Origin of the sequence: Gemmata algarum (assembly GCF_034097035.1) — a bacterium.
GTDB lineage: Bacteria > Planctomycetota > Planctomycetia > Gemmatales > Gemmataceae > Gemmata > Gemmata algarum.
Map to the genome: position 1 here is coordinate 1 of NZ_JAXBLV010000247.1, position 22,563 is coordinate 22,563.

Sequence of the window (22,563 nt, forward strand, 5' to 3'; positions counted from 1 at the left end):
GTTTCGACGTAAAGTCAAAATTCAAAATCATTTGCGTCGAATGTGTAGCGATTGCGCGGCGGCTCCATTATTTAAGCGCCGACTGACGGTTCCCACACAGCGGACCACGCTGGTAATGTCGTCAGGGATCTGGTTGATAATGTGTCTGGCGAATTGAAACAACAGAAACGATCGGAAGACGTGACCGCGAGATCTGCCGGGCGCACTCGTTCTCCGAGGATTGGGACACGCGCCGAGCGGCCACCGCGTTCAGTGCCCCGCTACAACGGCGATTGTCCATCCGCCCCTTGCGCGTCAAACGCGGGGACGGCCGGTACCGGGAATGAGCCCCGGCAATGGCCGCCGGGCTCACCGATCACGTCTGGTTGCTCACCAAGCGGCTCGCGCTCCCAACCATGCAACGCGCATCGGACGCCACCGCGCACACGTGTTGGGGGGCTAGCGCGGCGCAACCATCGGCTCAGTACCGGAACAGCCCCAGGCTATACATACGGTCATAAAACACATGCCAGCCGAGGTACCGCCGCACCGCGGCCTTGACCTCAACCGGCTCCGGCACGCGGCCGAGCGAACGCTCCCGCAGCCGGGCCATTTCCAGCTCGCCCTGCGTGTTGACCACGGTCATGGTTTTGGAGTCGCCGTGGATGCGGAACGACCCGAGGAACCGCGGGTAGCGATAGAATTTGGCCCCCGCCGCCTGGAACCGCAGCAGCAGATCCCAATCCATTGCGAACCGAAAGCTCTCGTCGATTCCGCCCACCTTATCCCAGATGCGGCGCCGCCAGAACATGGTTTCCTGGGGCACGTAATCGGCCCACCGGAGCACCTCGTCGTCGTGCGGCGGGATCACCCACCGCCCGATTTCCTGTCCCTCGCCGTTGATCAGCACCCGGTGCCCGTACACCACGTCAACGTCCGGGTTCTGTTGGAAGAACTGGGCGACGGTGTGCAGCGCACCGGGCAGCAACAGGTCGTCGGAGTTCAGGTACGCCATGATCTCGCCGCTAGTCCCGGCGAGCCCGAGGTTGATGGCGTGGGACTGCCCGTTGTCCTTGCGGGACTCGCACCGGAACAGCCGGGCGCGGTACCGGCTCAGCACCTCGCGGGTGTCGTCGGTCGATCCCCCGTCCTGCACCACGTACTCGAGCCGCGGGTAGTCCTGGTCGAGGACGCTGCGGATGGTCTGCTCGAGGAACCGCCCCTGGTTGAACGACGGGGTCGCGATCGAGATGGTGGGCGGGTTGGTGAGGCGCGGAACGCGGTGGTACCGGCGCGGCACCCAGACCTCTTTCGGCTCGTCGGCGAACTCCAACTTGCCGAGCCGCACCTTGAGCTTGAGCAGCTCTTTGACGTGGTGGCGGACCCAAATCTTCCACGGCAGCTTGGGGCGCGGCGGGGACACGAGCGCCCGCAGCTGAGTGACCTCGGTGTGCATCCGGGCCACCTCTTGCCGCATGCTGTACGCCTGCTCGACCATGGCGGCGAGCCGCGTCTCCATCACCTGGAGCCGCTCCGGGGCGCTGCGGCCGAGGACCGGTTCGGCGGGCATCAGGTTGGTGTCGGGCTCGGGTGTCGCGTCCACAGTTTTCTCCCGGTGCGGTAAGCAGTCAAGCCGCGGCGCGACTCGCCGGCGCGTGGTGGGTCCGGTACCACGCGACCGTGTCCGCGAGCCCGCGGTCCAGTGTGGTGGTGGCTTCGAACCCGATCAGCTCCTTCGCGCGGCTGGTGTCGAGGCACCGGCGCGGCTGGCCGTCGGGCTGGGTCGGATCGAACCGCAGCGCGCCGCGGTAGCCGATGTGGTCGGCGATCCGCTGCGCGAGGTCGCGGATGGAAATCTCGTGCCCGGACCCCAGGTTCACCGGATCAGGCGTCTCGAGCCGCTCGGCGGCGAGCCGGATGCCGCGGGCGGCGTCGCCCACGTAGAGGAACTCGCGGGTGGCCTTCCCCGTGCCCCACACCGCCACCTCCGGCAGGTTCAGCTCCTGCGCGGCGATGCACTTGCGGATCAGGGCCGGGATCACGTGCGAGGTCTGGAGGTCGAAGTTGTCCCACGGGCCGTACAGGTTCACCGGCAGCACGTACACCCCGGGGAAGTCGAACTCCTGCTTGTACGCCTGGAGCTGCGCCAGCAGCATCTTCTTGGCCAGCCCGTACGGCGCGTTGGTCTCTTCCGGGTACCCGTTCCAGAGGTCCGCTTCCTTGAAGGGCACCGGAGTGAACTTCGGGTACGCGCAGATGGTGCCCGCGCACACGAACTTCTCCAGCCCGCGGCGGCGGCACTGCTCGATGAGCTGCGCGCCCATCATCAGGTTGTCGTAGAGGAACGTGCCGGGGTGCTTGCGGTTGGCCCCGATCCCGCCGACCACCGCGGCGAGGTGGATCACCACGTCCGGGCGGCTCCACTCGAGCACGGCGCGCACGGCGTCGGCGTCCGTCAGGTCGTACTCGGCGCGGCGCGGCGCGAAGAGGCAGGTGCAGCCCACCTGCCGCAGTTCGGCGACCACGTGGCGGCCCAGAAAACCGCCACCCCCGGTCACCAGGATTCGCTTGTTCCGCAGGTCCATCGGGTGCCCTTCCCTGAGCCTCAGTCGCGTTGGTCCGCGCCCCGCGGGGCGGTACGAACGGTGTTATCGACCGAGTCTGTCGGAGCGATTTACACAATCCGCTCACACCACACAACCGCAACTACCAGGGCGTGCGGGCCGTTACATTAATAAGACCACAACAGGAACCGCGTGAACGAACGCGCGGGCGTTGCACGGCTCGGCCTTCTCGAGCCCAGGCCGGGACGGAGCCGCGTGGCCTTGAGAACCGCGCGGCTCCGTCCCGGCTCTCGTATCGGTCGGTGTCAGCACTCGGTTGCTCGGTCCTACTCTTACAATTGAAAGCGACCACCGTACCGCCGCGAGAGACGGACCGTTCGGCACCGCGCAACACTTAATCGGTGTGCGTGACGCCTGCGGCCCAGTCGGTGCTCAGCCGGCACCCGCGCAGGAACTTCAAGTAATCGTCACCGCGGTCGTGACGATTACGCACGGTACGTTTCAAGGGCGCATTTCGCGGCCCCTCTATCGCAACCCGCTCAACTTCCGTCAAGACGGCCTTGCCTCGGTTCCGCGCTGTTTACTTCGTTGGTTTTGGCAATTGAGATGGGTTCGGGTATTTCGTCTGGGAACCTCACACCGAAATCTGTGTTTTCGCCGAGGTGACGGTCCTTCGGCGACCGCTAGAGCCGGCCGTCCCCCCCGGCAATGAAAGGGAGCAGAATGAGCGCCGCCCGACCTCGCGGGCGGCGAATCGTCGGCCAACGTCTCGAAGGGATTGAGGCCCGGCCCCCTCCCGCCCCGGGTCGTGACGGGCGCGGCGACAATACCGTTTGCCCGCGCGTCGGCGTCTTCGTAATCTCTGAACTGTTCATCCTCTCTAACTCGCCGGACGGCCTCCATGAGCCAGAAAAAGGTTCGCGTCGCGATCGTGGGTCTTGGGTTCGGGTCCGAGTTCATCCCGATCTACCAGCTCCACCCGGACGCGGAGATGTACGCCATCTGCCGCCGCAACCGCGCGGAACTCGACGCCTGCGGGGACAAGTTCGGCATCCCCAAGGAGCGCCGCTACACCAGCTACGAGGACCTGCTCAGGGACCCGAACGTGGACGCGGTCCACATCAACAGCCCGATCCCCGAGCACGGGGCGCAGAGCATCGCCGCGCTGAAGGCCGGCAAGCACGTGGCCTGCACGGTGCCGATGGCGACGAAGAAGGACGAGATCAAGCAGATCATCGAGCTCCAGCGCGAGACCAAGAAGGTCTACATGATGATGGAGACGGTGGTGTACGCCCGCGAGTACCTGTTCGCGAAGGACCTGTACGACCGCGGCGTGCTGGGCCGCATCCAGTTCCTCCGCGGTAGCCACCAGCAGGACATGGACGGCTGGCCGGGCTACTGGCCGGGCCTCCCGCCGATGCACTACGCCACCCACTGCGTGAGCCCGTGCCTCGCCATCCTCTCGGACCCGGCGAAGGGCAAGGTCGCGCTGGCCGAGAGCGTGGTGTGCCACGGCTCGGGCCGCATCCGCGAGGAGTTCATCCCCATCTACGGTTCGCCGTTCGCGGTCGAGAGTGCCACGTTCAAGATCGGCGGCACGGACGTGGTCGCGGAGGTGACGCGGAGCCTGTACGACACCGCCCGCCAGTACCGCGAGAGCTTCGACGTGACCGCCAGCAACGTCAGCTTCGAGTGGCAGCAGGTCGAGGGCGAGGACCCGGTGCTGCACACGCGCGGGCTGCCGGAGCACCAGATCCCGCGGCGGGTGAAGGTGCCAGACTTCGCCGGCCGGCTCCCGGACCCGATCCGCAAGTTCACCGGCGCGATCCACGACGCCACCCACCTGAGCTTCGTGCAGGGCGGCGGGCACGGGGGCAGTCACCCGCACCTGGTCCACAACTTCCTGATGGCCGTGCTCGGGAACCAGCCCGCGTTCCCGGACGCCCCGACCAGCGCGAACTGGACGCTGGTCGGCATCTGCGCCCACGAAAGCGCGATGGCCGGCGGCACCCGGGTCGAAATCCCGATGTGGTAAAAACGGGACGGAAAGCGTGTGTTGTTGAGGGTGGTCCGCTCACTCCGTGAGCGGTCGGTCTGCACCCCCGACCGGCTTCGCGTGAGGCCCTTGCGGTTCAAAGCGGTGTGGAGCCCACCCGCCCGCGGATCCGATCCGATGTGCGAAGCGGCCGCTCACGGCGTGAGCGGCCCACCCTGAAAAGCACTGGCGACCGCGACGCGACGCCAGTTTGAAACCGCGCCCAATATCACGCAACGTACACGCCGCCCAGATCGGACCCGGCCGCGAACATGCTGAGCAGTTCGTTGGCGCCGATGGCCTTGAAGTGCCCCCGCGTGCCCGGACCGGAGCCCACGAGGACCACCGTTTCACCGTTCACCACCGCAGTGCCCACGCGCACCCCGCCCACGAAGCCCGGATCGAACGCGAAGAAGCTCCTTTCGAGCGCGAAGCCCTGCCCGCTGAACACCTTCACGTGACCGCCCGGCGCCCCGGCCCCGCTGCCGGTGATGACATCGGCCAACCCGTCCCCGGTCACGTCCCCGGCCCCGACATATATCCCGCCCCGGAACCCGGCGTCGTAAGCCAGGAAGCTCTTCAGCAGCGCCCCGTCCTTGCCGCTGAACACCTTGACGTTGGCCGCGGCCCCGGCGCCGTTGCCGGTGACGATGTCGGCGAACCCGTCCCCGTCCACGTCCCCGACCGCCACCCGCACCCCGCCGCGGAACCCGGCGTCGTAAGCGAGGAAGCTACGCAACAACGAGCCGTCCGCACCGCTGAACACCTTGACGTGCGGGGCCGCGCCCGCGTCGGCGGACACCACGATGTCGTCGACCCCGTCCCCGTTCACGTCGCCCGTCGCCACGAACACGCCGCCGGCGAAGCCGTCGAACGACAGGAAGCTGAACCGCTGGGCGCCGGTGGCCCCGTCGAACACCTTGACGTGCCCGCCCATCGAGCCGGCCCCGGCACCGGTGATCAGGTCGGCCACCCCGTCACCGTCCACGTCATCGGAGGCGACCCGGACCTCGCCCGCGAACCCGGTGTACGCCGGGACCGAGGCCCCCGGCCGCCCGGTAACGGGGTCGAGTTGCTGCACCATACCGCCCACCGGCCCGAGGACGATCCGGGAAGCGGTGTCGTCGTTGGTGATGGTCCCGGTGCCGCTTTCGATCGCGACGGTTGCACCGACGGGCGACGAGAGCACCACGCGGAACGTCTCGTCCGCTTCGACCGCGGTGTCGCCGTCAACAAGAACTGTGACGGTTTGTGTGGTCACGCCCGGTGCGAACGTCAGCATCCCGGAAGCGGCCGTGTAGTCTGTGCCCGCAGTCGCCGTGCCGTCGGCCGTGGCGTACGCGACGGTAACGGTTTGAAGGCTCGGCGCGGACAGAGTCACGGTGAAGGTGAGCGCGGTGGTCCCGCTGTTCCCCTCGGCCACCGACGCGCCGGTGACCGACAGCGCCGGCAGGGGAACGGCGGTCAGGGTCACGTCGTTACCGTCGCCGCCGGCATACGAGATCCGGAACGTGGTGCCGCCGAGGAGGAACGTCCCGCCCTCGCTCAACCCGGCGAACGTGCCGATGACGGCGTCGGAGCTGTCGTTGCTGATGAGCACGAACGTGTCGCCGCCGGCCGGTGTGAAGCCGAGCGTGGTCGCGAGCGTCGCCCCGGCCAGGTTCACCGTACCGGCGACGTTGAGCTGTTCGTACTGGGTGCCCGCGGTCGTGCCGTTGAGTTCGACCGCATAGGTCGAGCCGGTGGCGAACGCGAGGGCGCCCGTCGAGACGGCGCCCGGTGCGTTGCCGGGCGCCAGCGTGCCGCCCGCGGCCACCGTGGTCGCCGGGAGGGCGCCCGAACCGCCGACGGTCGCGCCCGAGGCGACGGTGAGGCCCGAACTGGTGGCGATGCTGCCGTCGACCAGGAGCGTGCCGGCCGAGACGGTGGTCGCGCCCGTGTAGGCGGCAGGCGCGGACAGGGTCAGCGTCCCGGCGCCGGTCTTGGTCAGGGTGCCACTCCCGCTGACGGTGCCCGTCAGCGCGCTGCTGCCGCTGGCTACGCTCACCGTGCCGCCGCTCAGGGTGACCGCGTTGTCGATGGTCGCGCCGTTGGTCAGGGCAAACGTGGCGCTACCGCCCAGCGTCACCGCCCCGGTCCCCAGGTTGCCGTCCCCACCGACGCTGAGCGTCCCGAAGCTCACGGTGGTCGCACCGTAGCTGTTTGCACCGGTCAGAATCGCCGTTCCGCTACCCAGCTTGGTCAGCGAAAACGCGCCGGTGATCGATCCCGAGAACGTGATCGTGTTGTTGCTGGTCTGCAGCGTGGCGGCGCTGGTGAGGATCAGATCGTTCGCGACGGTGTAGGTGCTACCCGAAACCGGGAACTGCAGGGCGCTGGTGCCCAGGGTGATGCTGCCGGCGTTGAGCGCTCCGGAGTTCGCCGCCTCCAGCGTGCAGCTATTTAAAGCAACGTCACCAAGAAAAGACGAGTTATTGTCTGTTTTCAGAAGTGCGATAACCAAGCTCCTCGTACTGCAACTGAACGTCGTTGTAACGCCGGCGGCCGCGGTGATCTGACCCGACAACCGCAGGTTCAAGCCGCTGTTGGCGATGGTCCCGCCGTTACTGCCGATGTTGATGGCGTTGTCGATGGTCGGAATGCTGCCGGAGCTCGTGACCCCCAGCGTTCCGCCGTCGAGCGCCACCGCACCGCTACCGAGGTTGGCGTCCGTCGCCACGCCCAGCACGCCCCCGGATATCGTGGTCGTGCCGTCGTAGGTGTTGGCCCCGGACAGGGTCAGCGTCCCGCCGCCGGTCTTGGTCAGGCCGAAGCTGGACGCGCCGTCCCCGATCGCGCCGCTGATGGTGAGCGAGCCGCCGGTGGCGACGTCGATCGTCCCGGATGCCGTCAGCGTCGTGTCGAGGCCGAACGTGGAGGAACCGGCCGCGTAAGTGGCCGCGATCCCGTTGGTCACCGCGATGGCGTTGCCGGTAATGGCGTACCCGGCACCACCGAACGCGATCGAGTGGAAGCTCTTGCCCGAGAGGTCGTTGGTGTTGGTCAGACGGGCCGCGCCGGCGGGGAAGACGAGGTTCTCGCCGCCGGTCGGTGCCTGATTGGCGTCCCAGTTGGCGGCGGTGCTCCAGTTGCTGTCGCCGCCCAGACCGGTCCAGGTGTAGGTGACGCCGGTCACCGTCAGCACGACATCATTACCGTCCCCGCCGGCGTAGCTGATCGTGAACGTCGCGGAACCGGCGGTGACCGTGGCGCCCTCGGCCAACCCGGCGAACGTGCCGACGACCGCGTCGGAGCCGTCGTTAGTAATCAAAGCGAACTGTGCTCCGACGGCGGGCGCGTACCCCAAGGAAAGGCTGAGCGTTGCTCCGGCCAGGGTCACCGTGCCGGTGACGTTAGTCCGGTCGTACTGGGTGCCGGCCGTCGTGCCGTTGAGTTCGACGCTGTAGGTCGATCCGCTGACGAAGGTAACGCTGCCCGACTGCAGGAGCCCGGGTGAGTTGCCGGGAGCGATAGTCGCCCCCGCGCTCAGCACGACGCCCGGAACCGTTCCGCCCCCCCCCAGCGTACCGCCGGTTGCGACCGAGACATCGCTGCTGCTGGTAATGTTCCCGTTGATGATCAACGTGCCCGCGTCAACGGTCGTCTGGCCGGTATAGGTATTAGCCCCCCCCAGGATCAGGGTTCCCGAACCGTCCTTGAGTAGGGGGCGGCTGCCGCCGGTCTCGCTGATCACACCGCTGAGGGTGAGAGTGGACCCGGCGGCGGCAAAGATGGTCCCATTGCCGCCAAACCTGACCGGCCCGAGGACTCGATTGGCCCCGCCGACATTGATGAGCTTCGGGCCAGACTCGGCCCCGCCGCCATTGAGGACGATGGTCTGGATCGCCGGCTGCGGGGTTACGAAGCTGCCGCTGAATTCCAGTGTGGCTCCATCCTGGATGGTGATCGTTTGGGTCACGGCCGGGTCGACGAGTGCCCCGTATCGTGCGGCCCGCACATAGCCCGACGTTACGGTGAGGGTCCCGTCGTATCTTTGCTGAGCATCAAGAATGATGCGACCGCTCGAAGCGTTAGTGATCGCCAGATTGCGGGCGGGGCTGACGTTAGTGTCGTCGATCCGGCCCCGAAGTGTCAGGGTCGCATCAACGCCCGCACCGATCAGGCTGTTCGCGAGCATGTCGATGAAGCCGGTCAACGTCGCCGAGCTGTTATCCGTGAGGACCAGGACCCCCTGACCACCGACACCGGTCCCCTGGATAACGAAGGCTTCCGAGACCATGAGGTTGGTGCCGCTCAAGTAGACCGACGCACCGCTGGCGACCGTCGTCCCGCCGTTGGTGGTGCCCAGAGCGTTGTCGCTGGCGATCTCGATGACACCGGCGCTGATGGTGGTGGCGCCGTCGTAGGTGTTGTTCCCCGAGAGCAGGAGTTGGCTGTTCGCCCCCGCCTTAATGAGCCCTGCGCCGGTCCCGCTGATGTTGGCCGTGATGCTGAGGTCGGGGTCGAGGCTGGCGTTGTCGGCGACCGTAAAGGTGCGGTTCGCCCCGCCCAGGTCCAGTTTGCCCGAGATGACGGAGGTGACGCTGGCGGAGTTGGTGACGACGTCACCGCCCAGGGTGAGCGTCCCGGCGCCGGTTGTGACCGTCGCCCCGATGAGGTTCAAGGTGCCGATGGCGTCATCAAAGTTGTTCAGGTCGAGCGTCGCACTCGCGAACAGAGTCACGGCAGTGGCATCGGCGATCTGGTCCGACTGAGCGAGCCGGACTGTCCCGTTGTCGCTAACCGACAGGTCGCCGGGAACCGCCGTCGCGCCCGTCTTGTTAAGGACGAGCGTGGTCCCGACCGCAACGGTCGTTGTTCTCGTGTAGGTGTTGGACGCCCCCCACCCAGTTGGAGCGTTCCCCCGCCCAAGACCACCAGCCCGTTGGTGCCCGAAATCGCGCCCCCGACGACCAGAGTCGCGCCCGTGGTGACGGAGACCACCGCGTTGCCCGGATCGAAGTCGATGTCGAAGTTTGAAGTGCCCGCGCCGTACGTCGCCGAAAGGTCAGCCGTCAGGGTGAGCGATGAGGCGAACGACGTGCCGATGTCGTAGCCGCGTCCTGAATGTCGATCGAGCCGAAGCTCGAGACGCCGAGCGCGCTGTCGTACACCGCAGTCTTGTTGATCGCGCTGGCGGGGAAAACGAGGTCTTCGCCCATCGTGGGGGCCGAGTTGTCCAGCCAGTTCCCGTTGTCGGACCACAGGTTACTCGATGCCCCGGTCCAGGTGTCAACGGTCGGGGTGACGCGGTCTTCCAGGCGGGTCAGCGCGAGCTGCGGACGGGACGCCCGGCGGGCGCTCCGGTTGGAACTCACGCCGATGCGAAGTTGGCGCCGAATCGAGTCGATCCAGTTCATGGTGTTGATCGCGTTTGGGAATGACGCCGCCCGCTGAAATCCCTCGGCGACGGCAACCCTGGTAAATTGGGGCGTCAGGCGCTCACCTGAATCTGCTCGGAACGTAGTTCATGCCACGCGCGACGAAAGGGAACGAAAATGTAAATTACCGTGAACGCGAGTAAAGGGATTGCAACGTTACGCTCCCGCGTGAATGTTCGAGGGCAGGCGTAAAAAATGGCGCGGGGTAAGCGCAACGAACGGAAGGCGACGCAGACAGAATGGTCGAAACTGCTCTGCTCCACGCGATTTGCGCACAGCCCGAAGAGGACACCCCCCGTCTGGTGTTCGCGGACTGGCTTCAGGAGCAGGGCGGCGAGTTGAATGCCGATTGGGCAGCGGCGATCCGCGTCCAGGTGGCCTGGGCGCACGGCGTGCCCGACGCGCCCGAGCCCCGGTTGCTGAACTCACAGTCCGGCGTGGACAGCGTGGCCCGGCGCCTCGGCCTCCCGCCCGGCATCGACACGGGCCGCTGGGAGCGCGGGTTCCCGGAGGCCGTGTTCGGCTCGTTCGACGCGGTCCGCGCCGCGTGGCCGGGCCTGATCGGGCGTGTACCGTTCCGCGACCTGCGGGTGGTAGAATCGTCTGACGATACGGTCGCGGACTTCGTGACGTGGCGCGGAATCGACCGGCTGACCGCGCTCGACCTGCGGTCGTGGCGCCGCGGGCTGAGCGCGGCCCCGTTCGGTGAGCCGGCGCTGCTCACGGTCGCCGGATGCGCCGCCCTGTCGCGCCTCACCTCGCTCAAGATGGGCTACCTCCACCTCACGAACAGCAGTGCGGCGGCGGTAATGGACTCGCCCCACCTGAAGCGCTTACGCACCCTCCAGCTCCGCCGGGCCGACGACACACCGAACCTGACGTGGCACACGCAGACGCGCCTGACCGCCACATTCGGCTCGAACGCGGTCGTGTGAACCGCGGGCATGGACGGTGAGAGAAGTGTGCCGAAAATGCGCGGTGCCATTCCGGAGCCGATGCACCCCGCGTTCCGAGCGCATCTCTTTCGTGAGAATTTACCCGATCACAATAAACACTCATCGAACGATAGCCACCACACAGGCCGGGATCGAAGCACGTTTGGGCACAACCCGACCATCGCCGGGGGGCGTTGGCACAGTGGTCATGTGGGAGCGGATGGTCCGCGACCGCGGCTCGATTTGAGGGCCAGATGTGAGGAAAGTCGTCGCATCCGGAGCCGCTCTCCGCGGCCCCGGTCTTGTGATCGCTCGCCCGACCTTTGCGTATCGAGGCCGGGTGGACGAACCGGCTCTGCCGCATTCGTGCGCTGGCACCGGCGCGCCCGTTGCGTTCTGCTAGCAGTCCTTATGCACCCAAGTTCTTAATGATCTGCTCGGTGATCGTCGCGGTGGTGCCCGTGCCGCCCAGGTCGCGGGTCAGCCCCTCGCCCACCTGGAGCGTCTTGACCACCGCGTGCTCGATCCGCTCGCCGGCGGTCCGGTGCCCCACGTGCTCCAGCAGCAGAGCCGCGCTGCGGATGCACGCGATCGGGTTCGCGATCCCCTTCCCCGCGATGTCCGGCGCGCTGCCGTGAACGGCCTCGAACACCGCGAACCGGTTGCCGAAGTTCGCCCCCGGCACGAGCCCCAGACCGCCCCCCGGCCCGGGGCCGCCGATCAGCCCGGCCGCGAGGTCCGAAATCACGTCGCCGAACAGGTTCTCCATCACGAGCACGTCGAACCCCGACGGGTCCATCGCCAGTTCCAGGCAGACGTTGTCGATCGGCTTCTCCTCGAACTGGATGAACGGGTAGTCCTCGGCCACCGTCCGCGCCACCTCGAGGAACAGGCCGTCCGACAGCCGCATCACGTCGGCCTTGTGGCAGAACGTCACCATCCGCCGGCCGCGGTGCCGCGCCAGCTCGAACGCGAACTGCACGATCCGCTCCGCGGCTGCCCGGGTCACGAGCCGCACGCTCTCCACCACCCCGGGCACCACCTCGTGCTCCATCCCGGCGTAGAGCCCCTCCGTGTTCTCGCGAACGACGATGAGGTCTACCTTCTCGTATGGTGTGTTGATGCCGGGAAGCGTGTTGACCGCGCGCACGCTGGCGAACAGCTCCAGCCCCTGGCGCAGGCGGACGTTGATCGAGCGGTAGCCCTTCCCGATGGGGGTGGTACACGGCCCCTTCAGCGCCACCCGGTAGCGCCGGATCATCTCCAGCGTCTCCTCCGGCAGCGGCTCGCCGAACTGCTCCGCGGCGGGGATGCCCGCGGGCGCCTTCACCCAGTCGATCTTGACCCCGGCCGCGGCGACCACCCGGCACGCCGCCTGGGTCACCTCCGGCCCGATCCCGTCGCCTTCGATTAGCACGATCTGCATCAGAAACCCTCGCGTGACGGGCGGGCGCCGGAACCGCAGCCACCGCCGCAGAACTCGGCAAGGCGAAGCAACGGTATTCGCATCCGGGATGTTACAACGTTCACCCCTACTCAGTCAGAATGTCGGGTGGGCCGCCGTCCGGCAAGCACCGATCCGTTTGTCCCGCAGCGCGGGTTTTATTTCGGGGCGCGAACAGGGCACGACCGGCCCGCGCGCGGCGAGCGACTTTACGGAACCGGATCTGGTAAGGTATCCTCAGATAAAAGGCACGACTGCCGCTGGCGCGAGCGGCGGGCGCCGGAGGGGACACGATGGAATCGGCCGTGCGAGCCACCTGCCCGAAGTGCCGGAACACACTGAACATCCCGGCTCAGTGGATCGGCCAGACGCTGAAGTGCAAGAAGTGCGGGGCGCTGATCCGGGCGACGGCCAAAGCCCCACTCACGCCCGGCGCGCTCCCGCAACCGGTCCCCGTCCCGGTCCATGATACGAACGGCCTCCCGGCGGCCGCGTACCCGCTTCCGCCGGGCTACCCGCCACCCGTTCTGGTGGCCCAACCCGCGCCCAACACGGCAGTGGACCCGGACCGCCCGGCGCGCCGGGCGAAGCCGAAAACCGCCCGGCCGACCGCACCGGGTAACGCGTTCGATCTGGACCCCGCCGAGGGCGGCGTCGCGGTCCGGGCCAGGAGGCGCAACCGCGGCTCGGGCGCACTCATTGGGGTCGCGCTGTTTTTTGTGTTGGCCGCAGGGCTCGTCGGCGCGGGCATCCTCTACGGCGAACAAGTGATCGGCGACCTGCTCGCCATCAACAATAAGAACAAAGAGCCCGGGAAAGACGCCTCCGATCCGCCCCCGGGCACGGGACAATCCCCCGGCACAGCGCCCGGCGGCTCCGGCCCCTCGAAGGGGGCCAACGCCACCTTGCCGCGGCGGATGCTGTTCATCTCCGTCACCAAATACATGTACCTGAACCCGCTCACCGCCGGGGTCGCGGGCGGGGCCACCGACCGCCCGGCCGGGGTCGCCAACAACATGGCGTTCAACTGGCGCGTGCCCCGCGACAAGGACAACGACCAGACGTTCGTGCTGTCCGACACGGCGACCGGCAAAGACGAGCGGCTCCCTATGAAAAACGTGGTCCAGGGCACCTACCAGGAGTTCTTCAAGACCTCCCGCGCCCAGGACCGCGTCTTCATCTACTTCGGCGGGCACGCGATCGAGAAGGACGGTAAGGCGTACCTCGCGCCGATCGAGGCCGAACTGGACGGCGACGACTGGCAGAAGACCGTGATTCCGCTGGACCACTTTTACGACGAGCTGAAGAAGTGCAAGGCGGCGCAAAAGGTGGTGGTGTGGGACGTGTGCCGGCTGAACCCCGAGAAGGGCAAGGTGCGGCCCGGGTCCGAGCCCATGAGCGCGGGCCTGTTCAAGGCGCTCACCAGCCCGCCGGCCGGCGTTCAGGTGGTGACCACCTGCAAGGCCGGCGAGAACGCGCTGGAACTGACCCAGTTGCGGCCCGACGGCTTCGCGGGGCCGATGTACAGCGGCAGCGCGTTCCTCGAAGCCGCCCGGTTCGTCGCCAACGCCCGCCTCGCCAAAACGCCCCCGACTCCGGCGGACCCGCTCCCGATCGACGACTGGCACCCGGCCGTCGCCAAGCGGACCAACGAGATCTGCGACATCGCCGAGAAGTCCGGCAGCGGCGGCAAGCAAACGGTGACGCTCGCGGGGGCCGCCCCGGCGACGCTGGCCCCACCCGACCCGGCCGAGAAGGTCGCCGCCCGCTTCGACCTGCCCCAGGCGCCGAAAGGGGCCTCACCGGCGGAGGTCAAATCGGTGGAACGCGAACTCGCCCTGCCGCCGCTGCGCCCGGGCCTGAGCGAGATCGGGCTGGCGGACTTCCCGTTCCCCGCCGACGTGATGAAGGACTACGCCGAGGACGTGAAGATCGCCGACGTGATGGCGGACAAGGATAAGTATCCCCTCCGGGTGGCGGTCCTGGAGGTGTTCGGCAAGTTGCGGCAGATGTGGGCGCCGGGCGCCGGCGCGACCCGCATCCGCGACACCATCACCGGGTCGATCAACGACAACCTCAAGGCCGCGGTGAAGAAGGAGCAAGAGTTCTGGGCCGTCAGCATCGCCGAACTGGAACTGGAGCTGATCAAGCTGGAGGGGCTGACCGACGCCCGCAAAGAAGAGCCGAGCAAGCGGTGGCAGGCCCACTACGACTTCGCGCTGGCCGTGCTGAAGGCCCGGCTCGCGTACATGAACGAGTACAACAAGCTCCTCGGGAACCTCGTAACCGAATCGGTACCGGCCCTCGACCCGAAGCTGGGGCAGGACGGGTACACGCTGGTGGCGGCCGACACGCTCCGGAGCGGTAAAGAGGTGAAGAAGATTGCCGAAGAGGCGCAAGCCCTGTTCGGCGAGATCGTGACGAAGTACAAGGGCTCACCCTGGGCGATCCAGGCGAAGCAGGAACGCGGCGTGGCCATCGGGCTGAACTGGAAGCCCGCCTCACTCAAGAAAGAGTGAGAGAACAAGTTGTAGAGGCAGGTTGGCCACAAAAAAGCACAAAGGGCACAAAAGGAAGCAGAAGAGCAAGACAAAAGAGTGAGTTCAGGCACGCTCTCATGTCTTGCTCTTCTGTTTTCTTTTGTGCCCTTTGTGCTTTTTTGTGGCCAATCTCTCTTCTGTCCTCTGTTGTGCGTTTTTGTGGCTACCCTGACTTTACTCTTTCCGGACACCAGCAACGGTTACGGCGAACCCGAGCTGAGCCTTCTTCCCGTCCGCTACCAGTGACCGCTGGACGGTCGCGGCGTACACACCGTTCCCCTTACTTACCACCTGCACGCGAGCGGCGTCCTTCCCGTTGTTCGGCCACATCAGCAGCACCGCGGGGTGTTTCCCCTCGTTCACTAGGCTGCTCATCTCGATCAGCTTTTTCGGCTCGACCGCGTCCGCGCTCCGGTCCTCCTTCGCCTGACTCATGAGGCAGAATTCGGGGTGCGGGCTGGTGCCCGTGTGATCGCCGATGTCGGGCTGCACGGCGAACCGCAGCGTGTATACGCCGGCCGCGATCTCCTGCTTCCGGAAGTCGGTGAACTTCTCCGGGAACCGAACCGCTCCGACGAGCGTGCCTTCGGCGATCTCCCGGTAGGTGAGCCCGTTCTTGATCTGCTCCTCGGTGGCCTTCGCCGGGATCTCGGTGCGGAACCACACGGTCATGAGTTCGGTGTCGCCGTCCCGCACGACCAGCGCCTGCTCGTCGAGGAGTTTGCGGACCGGTTCCGCGAGAGCGTCCGGCGGCGCCACCTTCTCCACCTTCGCGGACAGTTTCGGCTCGTCGGCCGCCGCCGCGAGCGGAGCGAACGCGACCGAGAGCGCAAGTGCGAGCCACTTCATCGGAGCCCCTTTCTGACGACCCGCCGCGGTTCAGCCCACCACGTCCTCGCCGAACCGCGCGATCACCTGCTGCCACACCGCGCCGCGGAACCGGTTCCCTTCGAGCAACTGGAGGCGCTTCAGGTTGTCGAGGTACGGCGCCCGGACGAGCGCCCGCGCCGCGTCGTTGTCGAGGTTGTTGTTGCGGAGGTCGAGTTCGGTGATGCGCCGCGCGCCCTTGTGCCGCGCCAGCGCCTCGACGCCGGCGGTCGTGATGACCGGCTGCTGAACCATGTCGATCAGGTCGAACGCGCCAGCGCCGCTGTGCGACCGCTCCTCGCGCACGTGCCCGCCGAGCCCCCACTCGGTGATGCGCTGGGCCGCGGGCAGAGCGAACAGCGTGTCGATGTGCTCCGGGCGCAAAAGCCCGCCCCCGACGGCCAGGGTCCGCGCGCCGAACGCCTCCGGCTCGCTCCGCACGATCCGCCACCGCTCCTCGGTCGCGTGCGCGAGGAGCGGCGCCGAGACGACGATGGTGCCACCCGCCGGCCGGAACCCGCGCACGAACCCGGACCGCTGGCGCTCCACCTCGTGGGTCGCGGGGCTCCGCAGTTCCGGGTGCAGGCGGTCGAGGAGCACGCGCTCTTGCGCGGCCAGTTCCAACAACCGATCGGAGTGTTCGGGCTGCCCTTTCTTGGCAGCCAGTTCGCACTGCACGCGGATGAGTTCGGCCTGATCCTCTTCGCCATTCTCTTGGAGGAAATCCGCGTACACGAGGCGCGGGGTGTCGTCGTCGGGCGCATCGTAGATCGCCCGCAGGAACGCCTCGTGTTGCGCCAGCAAGTCCATTACAGAAGCCCTATCGTCTCCGGGAACCCGAACACGCGGTTGAAGTTCTGTACCGCCACCCCGCTCGCGCCGCGGATCAGGTTGTCCTCGGCCGCGAGCACCAGCACCTTGCCCCGCACCACCTTCACGCACACGTCAAGGAAGTTCGTACCGGTCGTGTCCTTCGTCGCGGGCGGCGCGGTGCGCACCCGCACGAACGGCTTGCCCGCGAAGTAGCCGCGGTACAGTGCCGTTAGCTCGGCCTCGCTCACCGGCTTCGTGGGGGTTGCGTAAATGGTGCTGAAGATGCCGCGGTCCATCGGCATCAGGTGCGGGGTGAAGATCACCGACACCGCGGCGCCCGCGATGTCGCCGAGAGCCTGCTCGATCTCCGGCGTGTGCCGGTGAGTGCCGACCGAGTACGCCGAGACGCTCTCGTTACACTCCGGGAAGTGTGTGGTGAGCTTCGGCGTGCGCCCGGCGCCGCTGACGCCGCTCTTGCTGTCGATCACGATCCCCGACAGTTCGATCAGCCTGTTCGCCGCCAGAGGCGCGAGCCCCAGGATCGCGGTCTGGGGGTAGCAGCCGGGGTTGGCAATGAGCCGCGCGCCCGCGAGCGTGTCGCCGTACACCTCCGGCAGACCGTAAACGGCGTGCGCGAGGTTCTTGGCGTCGTGGTGAGTTTCCTTGTACCACTCCTGGTAAACGGTCGCGTCGCGCAGGCGGTAGTCGGCGCTCAGGTCGATCACCCGGATGCCGCGGTCCAGCAGCGGCGGGATGCTCTCCATGCTGGTGCCGTGCGGCAGGCACCCGAACGCCACCTGCACGCCCTTCGCCTTCAGCGCGTCGGGATCGAACGGCTCGCACTGGAGGTCGAGACGGCCGAGCAGGGACGGGTGCAGGTCCGCAACGTGTTCGGCCTGTCGCGAGGTGACCGCGGTGATCTCCGCGCCCGGGTGCCGCAGCAGCAACTTGATGAGTTCCACCGCGGTGTACCCGGACCCGCCCAGAACCGCGACCTTCACCTTCTGCATCGACTCACACCTCATGACGCACAGGGCTCCCGCCCTGCGCTACGTCCGCCGGCCCCTCCGGGGCGGAAAAACAACCGTACGCGGCGCCGCTTGCGTGCCTTTAGCACCCCGGAGGGGTCGCCGGGCGTAGCACAGGGCGCCAGAAACGCGGCAGCGGAAGACGTTAGCCCCAATCGCGCAACTCGTCTTCCGTAGCGTCACTGGCAAGCAGCATCGCCCGCATCTCGTCGGCGAACGAGGCCCGGGCGTGGTGCGCCTCCTGGTTCTCAATGTATGTGCTTACGCCGCGAATCGCGGACAGCCCCAGCATGAACGCGCCGTACCCGTCCTGCCAGTCGAACGGAAAAACCCCGCGGTCGTGTAACCACCCGGACGAGTTCGCTTTCACATCGCGTACCACGTCGGACAGCGATCGTGTCGCGGGCGACCGAAGCAGTAGGTGAACGTGATCCGACACACCGCCGATGGCGAGCATTTCGCCCTTTCGGTTCCGCACTACCCCACCGATAAGCTCGTACAGTTCGGGACGCCACGCGGGTTCGAGCCATGATTCGCGGCTCTTGGTGCTGAATACAACATGGTACAGCAACCGCGTGTAAGTTTGCGGCACGGACGAGCCCCCGAGGGACGAACGACCGCCCCATTGTACAAGCAGTTGGCGCACAGGGCTCCCACTTCGCCCAGCGCCCCTCCGAGTGCTAAAGGCGCATAAATGTGCGCCGCGTACGGTTGTCTTTCCGCCCCGGAGGGGCCGCCGGACGTAGCACAGGGCGGGAGCCCTGTGCGTCATGCCAACGAGAACCCATTCAATGCCCGAACCACTGACGATCACAGACGCCGCCGGGTTCATCCGCACCGGGGAACTCACGCCCGCGGACCTCCTCGAGCAGTGCCTCGCCCGCATCGACCGGTACGAGGACCGCGTCCGCGCATGGGTTCACATCGACCGCGACGGCGCGCGCGAGCAGGCCGCCCGTCTCACCGCGGAACTGAAACAGAACAACTACCGCGGGCCGCTGCACGGCATCCCCGTCGGCATCAAAGACATTATCGACGTGTTCGACATGCCCACCGGGTGTGGGTCGAAGCGTTGGGCGCAGAGCTATGCTCGCCGCGACGCCACCTGCGTGGAACGGCTGCGTCAGGCCGGCGCCGTCATCCTCGGCAAAACGGTCACGACCGCTTACGCCAGCTTCGACCCGCCGGTCACGCGCAACCCCTGGAACCTCGACCGCACTCCGGGCGGCAGCTCGAGCGGTTCGGCGGCGGCGGTCGCGTGCGGAATGTGTTTGGGCGCACTTGCAACCCAGACGGGCGGGTCGATCACCCGCCCCGCGAGCTACTGCGGCGTGTACAGCCTGAAACCGACACACAGCCGGGTAAGCGTTGACGGTGTGCTGCCGCTGGCCCCGAGCCTCGACCACATCGGGGTGATGACGAACTGCGTAAACGGACTGGCCTGGATCTTCGAGACCATCGCCGGTCGCGACCCACGCGATCCGGCCAGCGCCGGTGAGCGCGTTCCGGACCTCACTTACGCGCCGCTCACGTCGCCCGATCCGCAACGAATCGCCGTGCTCGGTGGGATGTTCCACGAACGCACCACGCCGGTTCTCCGCGAGCAAATCGCATCGCATGTCCGAACACGTGAAGGCATCGGCGGACTCGCAACGACAACTCATGGGACGGTTCCGATCGACGTTATGAAATCGTTCGGAACACCGTTACCAGCCGAATTCGGAGAAGTTACACGCCGGCACACCACCGTCATGGCGGTCGAGGCCGCGGCGTATCACGCCCCACGCTTAGCCCGGTATCCGGATGACTATCCGCCGAATGTGACGGCCCTCCTGCGCGAAGGGCTGAACACTCCGGCGCCGGAATACGCGAACTGCAAAGCCCACCAAGAGCGGCTGTCGCGGCTCTGCGACGCCTTATTCGATCACTACGACGCTCTGCTCACCCCCGCCACAACCGGGGCCGCACCAACGAGCGAAACGACCGGCAACCCGGTCTTTAACTCGCCCTGGAGTTACGTCGGGCTCCCCACGGTTTCGCTCCCATTCGCTTGGTCGCCAGAAGGGTTGCCGCTTTCCGTGCAACTGATCGGCCCGCGGTTCGGTGAGGCCCAACTCTTCGGCATCGCCGCCCGATGGGAAGCGGACATCGCTTTCGAGCGCCGTCCGCTCCCGCTATGATGTCACCTATGTCGTTCGCGGACAGTCTCGACATCTTGCACGAAGACAACCACTGCCTCGCGCTGAACAAGCCGGCGGGGTGGCCCACCACGCACTTCGACGGTAAGGACGAGACCGTCGATCGACTGGTCAAGGCGTACCTGAAAGAGAAGTACGACAAGCCGGGGAACGTGTTCCTAGGGGTCGTCCACCGACTTGATAAGCCGGTGAGCGGGTCGCTGGTATTCGCTCGCACGAGTAAGGCCGCGGCGCGGCTCAGCGAGCAGTTCCGCGAGGGCGGCGTCGAAAAGGTGTACTGGGCGGTGATCGAAGCGCAAGCGCCCGGCCCTTGGTCCACCGCCGATGACGGCTCACTTGAAGACTGGCTCCAGAAGGACGACGACAACGCCCGCGTCGAAACCGTGGCGCCCGAAACGCCCGGCGCGCAGTTCGCGCGTCTGCTGTTCCAGGTGCGCGGGCGCCACAACGGTCTGATCTGGTTGGAACTGCGACCGCACACCGGCCGCAAGCACCAACTGCGGGTGCAACTCGCGTCGCGGGGCGCCTCGATTTATGGCGATCACAAGTACGGCAGCAAGCTACCGTTCGGAAACGGGATCGCGCTGCACGCGCGGAGCCTCACGTTCCTGCACCCGACGTCCAAAAACCCCGTCACGGTGAAGTCGGAGGTGCCGAAGATCTGGCGCGGCCGGTTCGCCCATCTGCTGAACACCCACACATGACCACCGACGAGAAGTTGGCCGCAATTCTGGCCGCCGTCCAAACCGACCCCGGCAACCGCGGTCTGGGACGTGATCCGAATGACAACCTGTTCACCGCCACTAAGGGCGACTTTGAGGCCGCGTGCCGGGGTTTCGTGGGAACTCCTAATGCCGCGCTCGATGTAACCACCGGCTTCTACATCCCGACAGCTAACCCGCCGGCGTTCGAGACCGACGGCCCGCTCGGCGCCGCGTTCCTGTTCCGCGCCCTGGTACCGCTCGGCTATCAGGTCGGTCTGAGTGGCCAGAAGGCATGCGTGAGCGCGCTGCACGCCGCAATTGCACAGGGAACCACGCTGAAGCCCGCGTACATCGAGTACCGGGACGAATCCGATCAACCGAGTTACGTTGTCCAACTCGACGAAGCGTGGCCCGGTCAGTCGGCCACCCACTACCTCGCAATCGAACACGTAGGCCGGGCGAGCGACGGACGCTACTACTCAATGCGCGGCCGCGACATCACCGCGTTTACCAAGCCGGTCGACGGGGGCTTCCTGCGCAACGCCGAGCAGCGGTTCGTCGAAACCATCGGTATCGGCGACGGCGGCAACGAGATCGGGATGGGGAAGATTCCTCATGAGACGATCGTCAAGAACATCCCGAACGGCGACCTGATTCACTGCCGCGTCCCGACGGATCACCTGATCGTGTGTGGGGTCAGCAACTGGGGCGCTTATGCCTTCGCCGCGGGCGTTTACATTCTGCGCGGGGTGACGCCGCACTGTGAACTCTTCGACCCGAACTGCGAGCGCAAGATTCTCGAAATCATGGTGCGAGAGGGGCCGCTCGTGGACGGCGTGACGGGCCAGCAGACCGCCACGGTTGACGGGTTAACGTGGGACGAGTACGTGAAGCCGCTCGTCCGGATTCGCGAGATTCTGGAGTCCTGATGTCGAACGATCTGATTCATGCAACCGGTAGTGCGGTGCGTGCCGCGTGTCGCGTCGGCCGCCACACCGGGCCGACTCCGGGCCTCGCACTCGGTTACGTCCACGCAAACCTGGTGATCCTGCCACGCGACTGGGCTTTCGATTTCTTGCTGTTCTGCCAGCGAAACCCCAAGCCGTGCCCGCTCCTTGATGTGACCGAAGCGGGCGATCCCGAGGCGAAGCTCACCGCCCCCGGAAGCGATCTGCGCACCGACCTCCCGGCCTACCGAGTCTGGGAACACGGCGAACTGGTCGCGGAGCCTACCGAGGTTACAAAATACTGGCGAAACGACCTCGTATCGTTCGTCATCGGCTGTTCCTTCACCTTTGAAACGGCGCTTCTGGCCGCCAAGGTGCCGGTGCGGCACATCGAGCAGAACGTGAACGTGCCGATGTACCGCACGAACGTCCCGTGCAAACCTGCCGGACGGTTCAGCGGCCCGATGGTTGTCTCGATGCGCCCGCTCACGCCCGCTCAGGGAATTAAAGCCACTCAGATCTGTAGCCGGTTTCCCCGCGCCCACGGGGCGCCAGTCCATTTCGGCGATCCTACCGCCATTGGCCTTCGCGACATCTCGAAACCTGATTTCGGCGACGCAGTGGAAGTGCGGGCAGACGAGGTGCCAGTGTTCTGGGCGTGCGGCGTGACACCGCAAGCGGCTCTGATGCAGGCTAAACCACCGTTCGCAATCACACACAAGCCGGGTCACATGTTCTTGACCGACCTGAAGGACACCGACCTCGAAGGCGAGTAGCGTTCCCCCCCCGGAACACCAGAGTTGCGCTCGCAACAACTCAGTACAGAGTTCGGTTCCCGTTAGCCGTGGCCGCACTGCCCCAAGTCACGGCTGACCACTTGCATTTGCGACTCAAGTACCTCGAGTTGAGAGCAGCGAGAGGGTTGCAATCATGGCAAACGTGCGTGCGATTTCGCTGAGATTGGCTGAACGATGGCATGCCTAGCACTTGCCCCAACGATGGGCACGGACGGTTCCCGCCGTGCCGATAGATCAAAGCGGAAAAACGAATAAGCCCCACACAGTTTTACCCGTGTGGGGCCTCATTGTA

16 protein-coding genes are annotated in these 22,563 nt (G+C 66.5%); 7 read left to right on the forward strand and 9 right to left on the reverse strand.

What is annotated here, in order from left to right:
* Nucleotides 1-460: 460 nt before the first annotated feature.
* A complete protein-coding gene (locus R5W23_RS31900) occupies nucleotides 461-1,582 on the reverse strand; it encodes a glycosyltransferase family 2 protein (RefSeq protein WP_261188464.1) in 1,122 nt (373 codons plus the stop codon).
* A 25-nt stretch (nucleotides 1,583-1,607) separates the two neighbouring features.
* On the reverse strand, nucleotides 1,608-2,564 hold the full coding sequence (locus R5W23_RS31905; protein ID WP_261188465.1) for a GDP-L-fucose synthase family protein: 957 nt from the start codon (nucleotides 2,562-2,564) through the stop codon (nucleotides 1,608-1,610).
* Between the two features lie 880 nt (nucleotides 2,565-3,444).
* Here R5W23_RS31905 and R5W23_RS31910 point away from each other — a divergent pair.
* A complete protein-coding gene (locus R5W23_RS31910) occupies nucleotides 3,445-4,578 on the forward strand; it encodes a Gfo/Idh/MocA family protein (protein ID WP_320689869.1) in 1,134 nt (377 codons plus the stop codon).
* 229 nt (nucleotides 4,579-4,807) lie between these two features.
* On the opposite strand, the gene R5W23_RS31915 is transcribed toward R5W23_RS31910, so the two are convergent.
* Complete coding sequence (locus R5W23_RS31915) at nucleotides 4,808-9,301, reverse strand: beta strand repeat-containing protein (protein WP_320689870.1); 4,494 nt, start codon at nucleotides 9,299-9,301, stop codon at nucleotides 4,808-4,810.
* Between the two features lie 331 nt (nucleotides 9,302-9,632).
* The gene (locus tag R5W23_RS31920; protein WP_320689872.1) at nucleotides 9,633-9,977 is read right to left on the reverse strand and encodes a hypothetical protein; all 345 of its coding nucleotides are present in this window, start codon (nucleotides 9,975-9,977) and stop codon (nucleotides 9,633-9,635) included.
* A 260-nt stretch (nucleotides 9,978-10,237) separates the two neighbouring features.
* Between R5W23_RS31920 and R5W23_RS31925 the strand changes: the two genes are divergently transcribed.
* A complete protein-coding gene (locus R5W23_RS31925) occupies nucleotides 10,238-10,933 on the forward strand; it encodes a TIGR02996 domain-containing protein (protein WP_320689873.1) in 696 nt (231 codons plus the stop codon).
* A 409-nt stretch (nucleotides 10,934-11,342) separates the two neighbouring features.
* Here R5W23_RS31925 and R5W23_RS31930 read toward each other — a convergent pair whose 3' ends face one another.
* Nucleotides 11,343-12,359: an isocitrate/isopropylmalate dehydrogenase family protein gene (locus tag R5W23_RS31930; protein ID WP_261188472.1), complete on the reverse strand. Its 1,017-nt coding sequence runs from the start codon at nucleotides 12,357-12,359 to the stop codon at nucleotides 11,343-11,345.
* Between the two features lie 311 nt (nucleotides 12,360-12,670).
* Between R5W23_RS31930 and R5W23_RS31935 the strand changes: the two genes are divergently transcribed.
* Nucleotides 12,671-14,896 (forward strand): caspase family protein, encoded by a 2,226-nt coding sequence (locus R5W23_RS31935; RefSeq protein WP_320689874.1) that lies wholly within the window; start codon nucleotides 12,671-12,673, stop codon nucleotides 14,894-14,896.
* Between the two features lie 195 nt (nucleotides 14,897-15,091).
* Here the strand turns inward: R5W23_RS31935 and R5W23_RS31940 are convergent, their stop codons facing one another.
* From R5W23_RS31940 to R5W23_RS31955, 4 genes are all read right to left on the reverse strand, one after another.
* Nucleotides 15,092-15,766, reverse strand: a complete 675-nt coding sequence (locus R5W23_RS31940; protein WP_320689875.1) for a hypothetical protein — start codon at nucleotides 15,764-15,766, stop codon at nucleotides 15,092-15,094.
* Between the two features lie 30 nt (nucleotides 15,767-15,796).
* Nucleotides 15,797-16,594, reverse strand: a complete 798-nt coding sequence (locus R5W23_RS31945; RefSeq protein WP_320689876.1) for a TIGR02996 domain-containing protein — start codon at nucleotides 16,592-16,594, stop codon at nucleotides 15,797-15,799.
* Complete coding sequence (argC, locus tag R5W23_RS31950) at nucleotides 16,594-17,607, reverse strand: N-acetyl-gamma-glutamyl-phosphate reductase (protein WP_320689877.1); 1,014 nt, start codon at nucleotides 17,605-17,607, stop codon at nucleotides 16,594-16,596. Before argC ends, R5W23_RS31945 begins: the two co-directional genes overlap by 1 nt.
* Nucleotides 17,608-17,770: 163 nt before the next feature.
* Complete coding sequence (locus tag R5W23_RS31955) at nucleotides 17,771-18,217, reverse strand: transposase (protein WP_320689878.1); 447 nt, start codon at nucleotides 18,215-18,217, stop codon at nucleotides 17,771-17,773.
* 199 nt (nucleotides 18,218-18,416) lie between these two features.
* Here R5W23_RS31955 and R5W23_RS31960 point away from each other — a divergent pair, with 199 nt between their 5' ends.
* The 4 genes from R5W23_RS31960 to R5W23_RS31975 are packed head-to-tail and all read left to right on the forward strand — an operon-like array spanning nucleotide 18,417 to nucleotide 22,250.
* Entirely contained in the window at nucleotides 18,417-19,805 is a 1,389-nt protein-coding gene (locus R5W23_RS31960) for an amidase (RefSeq protein ID WP_320689879.1), read from the forward strand.
* An 8-nt stretch (nucleotides 19,806-19,813) separates the two neighbouring features.
* A complete protein-coding gene (locus R5W23_RS31965) occupies nucleotides 19,814-20,527 on the forward strand; it encodes an RluA family pseudouridine synthase (RefSeq protein WP_320689880.1) in 714 nt (237 codons plus the stop codon).
* Complete coding sequence (locus tag R5W23_RS31970) at nucleotides 20,524-21,456, forward strand: DUF4392 domain-containing protein (RefSeq protein ID WP_320689881.1); 933 nt, start codon at nucleotides 20,524-20,526, stop codon at nucleotides 21,454-21,456. The genes R5W23_RS31965 and R5W23_RS31970 overlap by 4 nt, the downstream gene beginning before the upstream one ends.
* Nucleotides 21,456-22,250, forward strand: coding sequence for a putative hydro-lyase (locus tag R5W23_RS31975; protein WP_320689882.1), 795 nt, complete (start codon nucleotides 21,456-21,458; stop codon nucleotides 22,248-22,250). The genes R5W23_RS31970 and R5W23_RS31975 overlap by 1 nt, the downstream gene beginning before the upstream one ends.
* Nucleotides 22,251-22,563: the final 313 nt, after the last annotated feature.

Coding starts and splice junctions, on each gene's coding strand:
- R5W23_RS31905 (WP_261188465.1), bottom strand. CDS start 2,564: ATGGACCTGCGGAACAAGCGAATCCTGGTGACCGGGGGTGGCGGTTTT.
- R5W23_RS31910 (WP_320689869.1), top strand. CDS start 3,445: ATGAGCCAGAAAAAGGTTCGCGTCGCGATCGTGGGTCTTGGGTTCGGG.
- R5W23_RS31920 (WP_320689872.1), bottom strand. CDS start 9,977: ATGAACTGGATCGACTCGATTCGGCGCCAACTTCGCATCGGCGTGAGT.
- R5W23_RS31925 (WP_320689873.1), top strand. CDS start 10,238: ATGGTCGAAACTGCTCTGCTCCACGCGATTTGCGCACAGCCCGAAGAG.
- R5W23_RS31930 (WP_261188472.1), bottom strand. CDS start 12,359: ATGCAGATCGTGCTAATCGAAGGCGACGGGATCGGGCCGGAGGTGACC.
- R5W23_RS31935 (WP_320689874.1), top strand. CDS start 12,671: ATGGAATCGGCCGTGCGAGCCACCTGCCCGAAGTGCCGGAACACACTG.
- R5W23_RS31940 (WP_320689875.1), bottom strand. CDS start 15,766: ATGAAGTGGCTCGCACTTGCGCTCTCGGTCGCGTTCGCTCCGCTCGCG.
- R5W23_RS31945 (WP_320689876.1), bottom strand. CDS start 16,594: ATGGACTTGCTGGCGCAACACGAGGCGTTCCTGCGGGCGATCTACGAT.
- argC (WP_320689877.1), bottom strand. CDS start 17,607: ATGCAGAAGGTGAAGGTCGCGGTTCTGGGCGGGTCCGGGTACACCGCG.
- R5W23_RS31960 (WP_320689879.1), top strand. CDS start 18,417: ATGCCCGAACCACTGACGATCACAGACGCCGCCGGGTTCATCCGCACC.
- R5W23_RS31965 (WP_320689880.1), top strand. CDS start 19,814: ATGTCGTTCGCGGACAGTCTCGACATCTTGCACGAAGACAACCACTGC.
- R5W23_RS31970 (WP_320689881.1), top strand. CDS start 20,524: ATGACCACCGACGAGAAGTTGGCCGCAATTCTGGCCGCCGTCCAAACC.
- R5W23_RS31975 (WP_320689882.1), top strand. CDS start 21,456: ATGTCGAACGATCTGATTCATGCAACCGGTAGTGCGGTGCGTGCCGCG.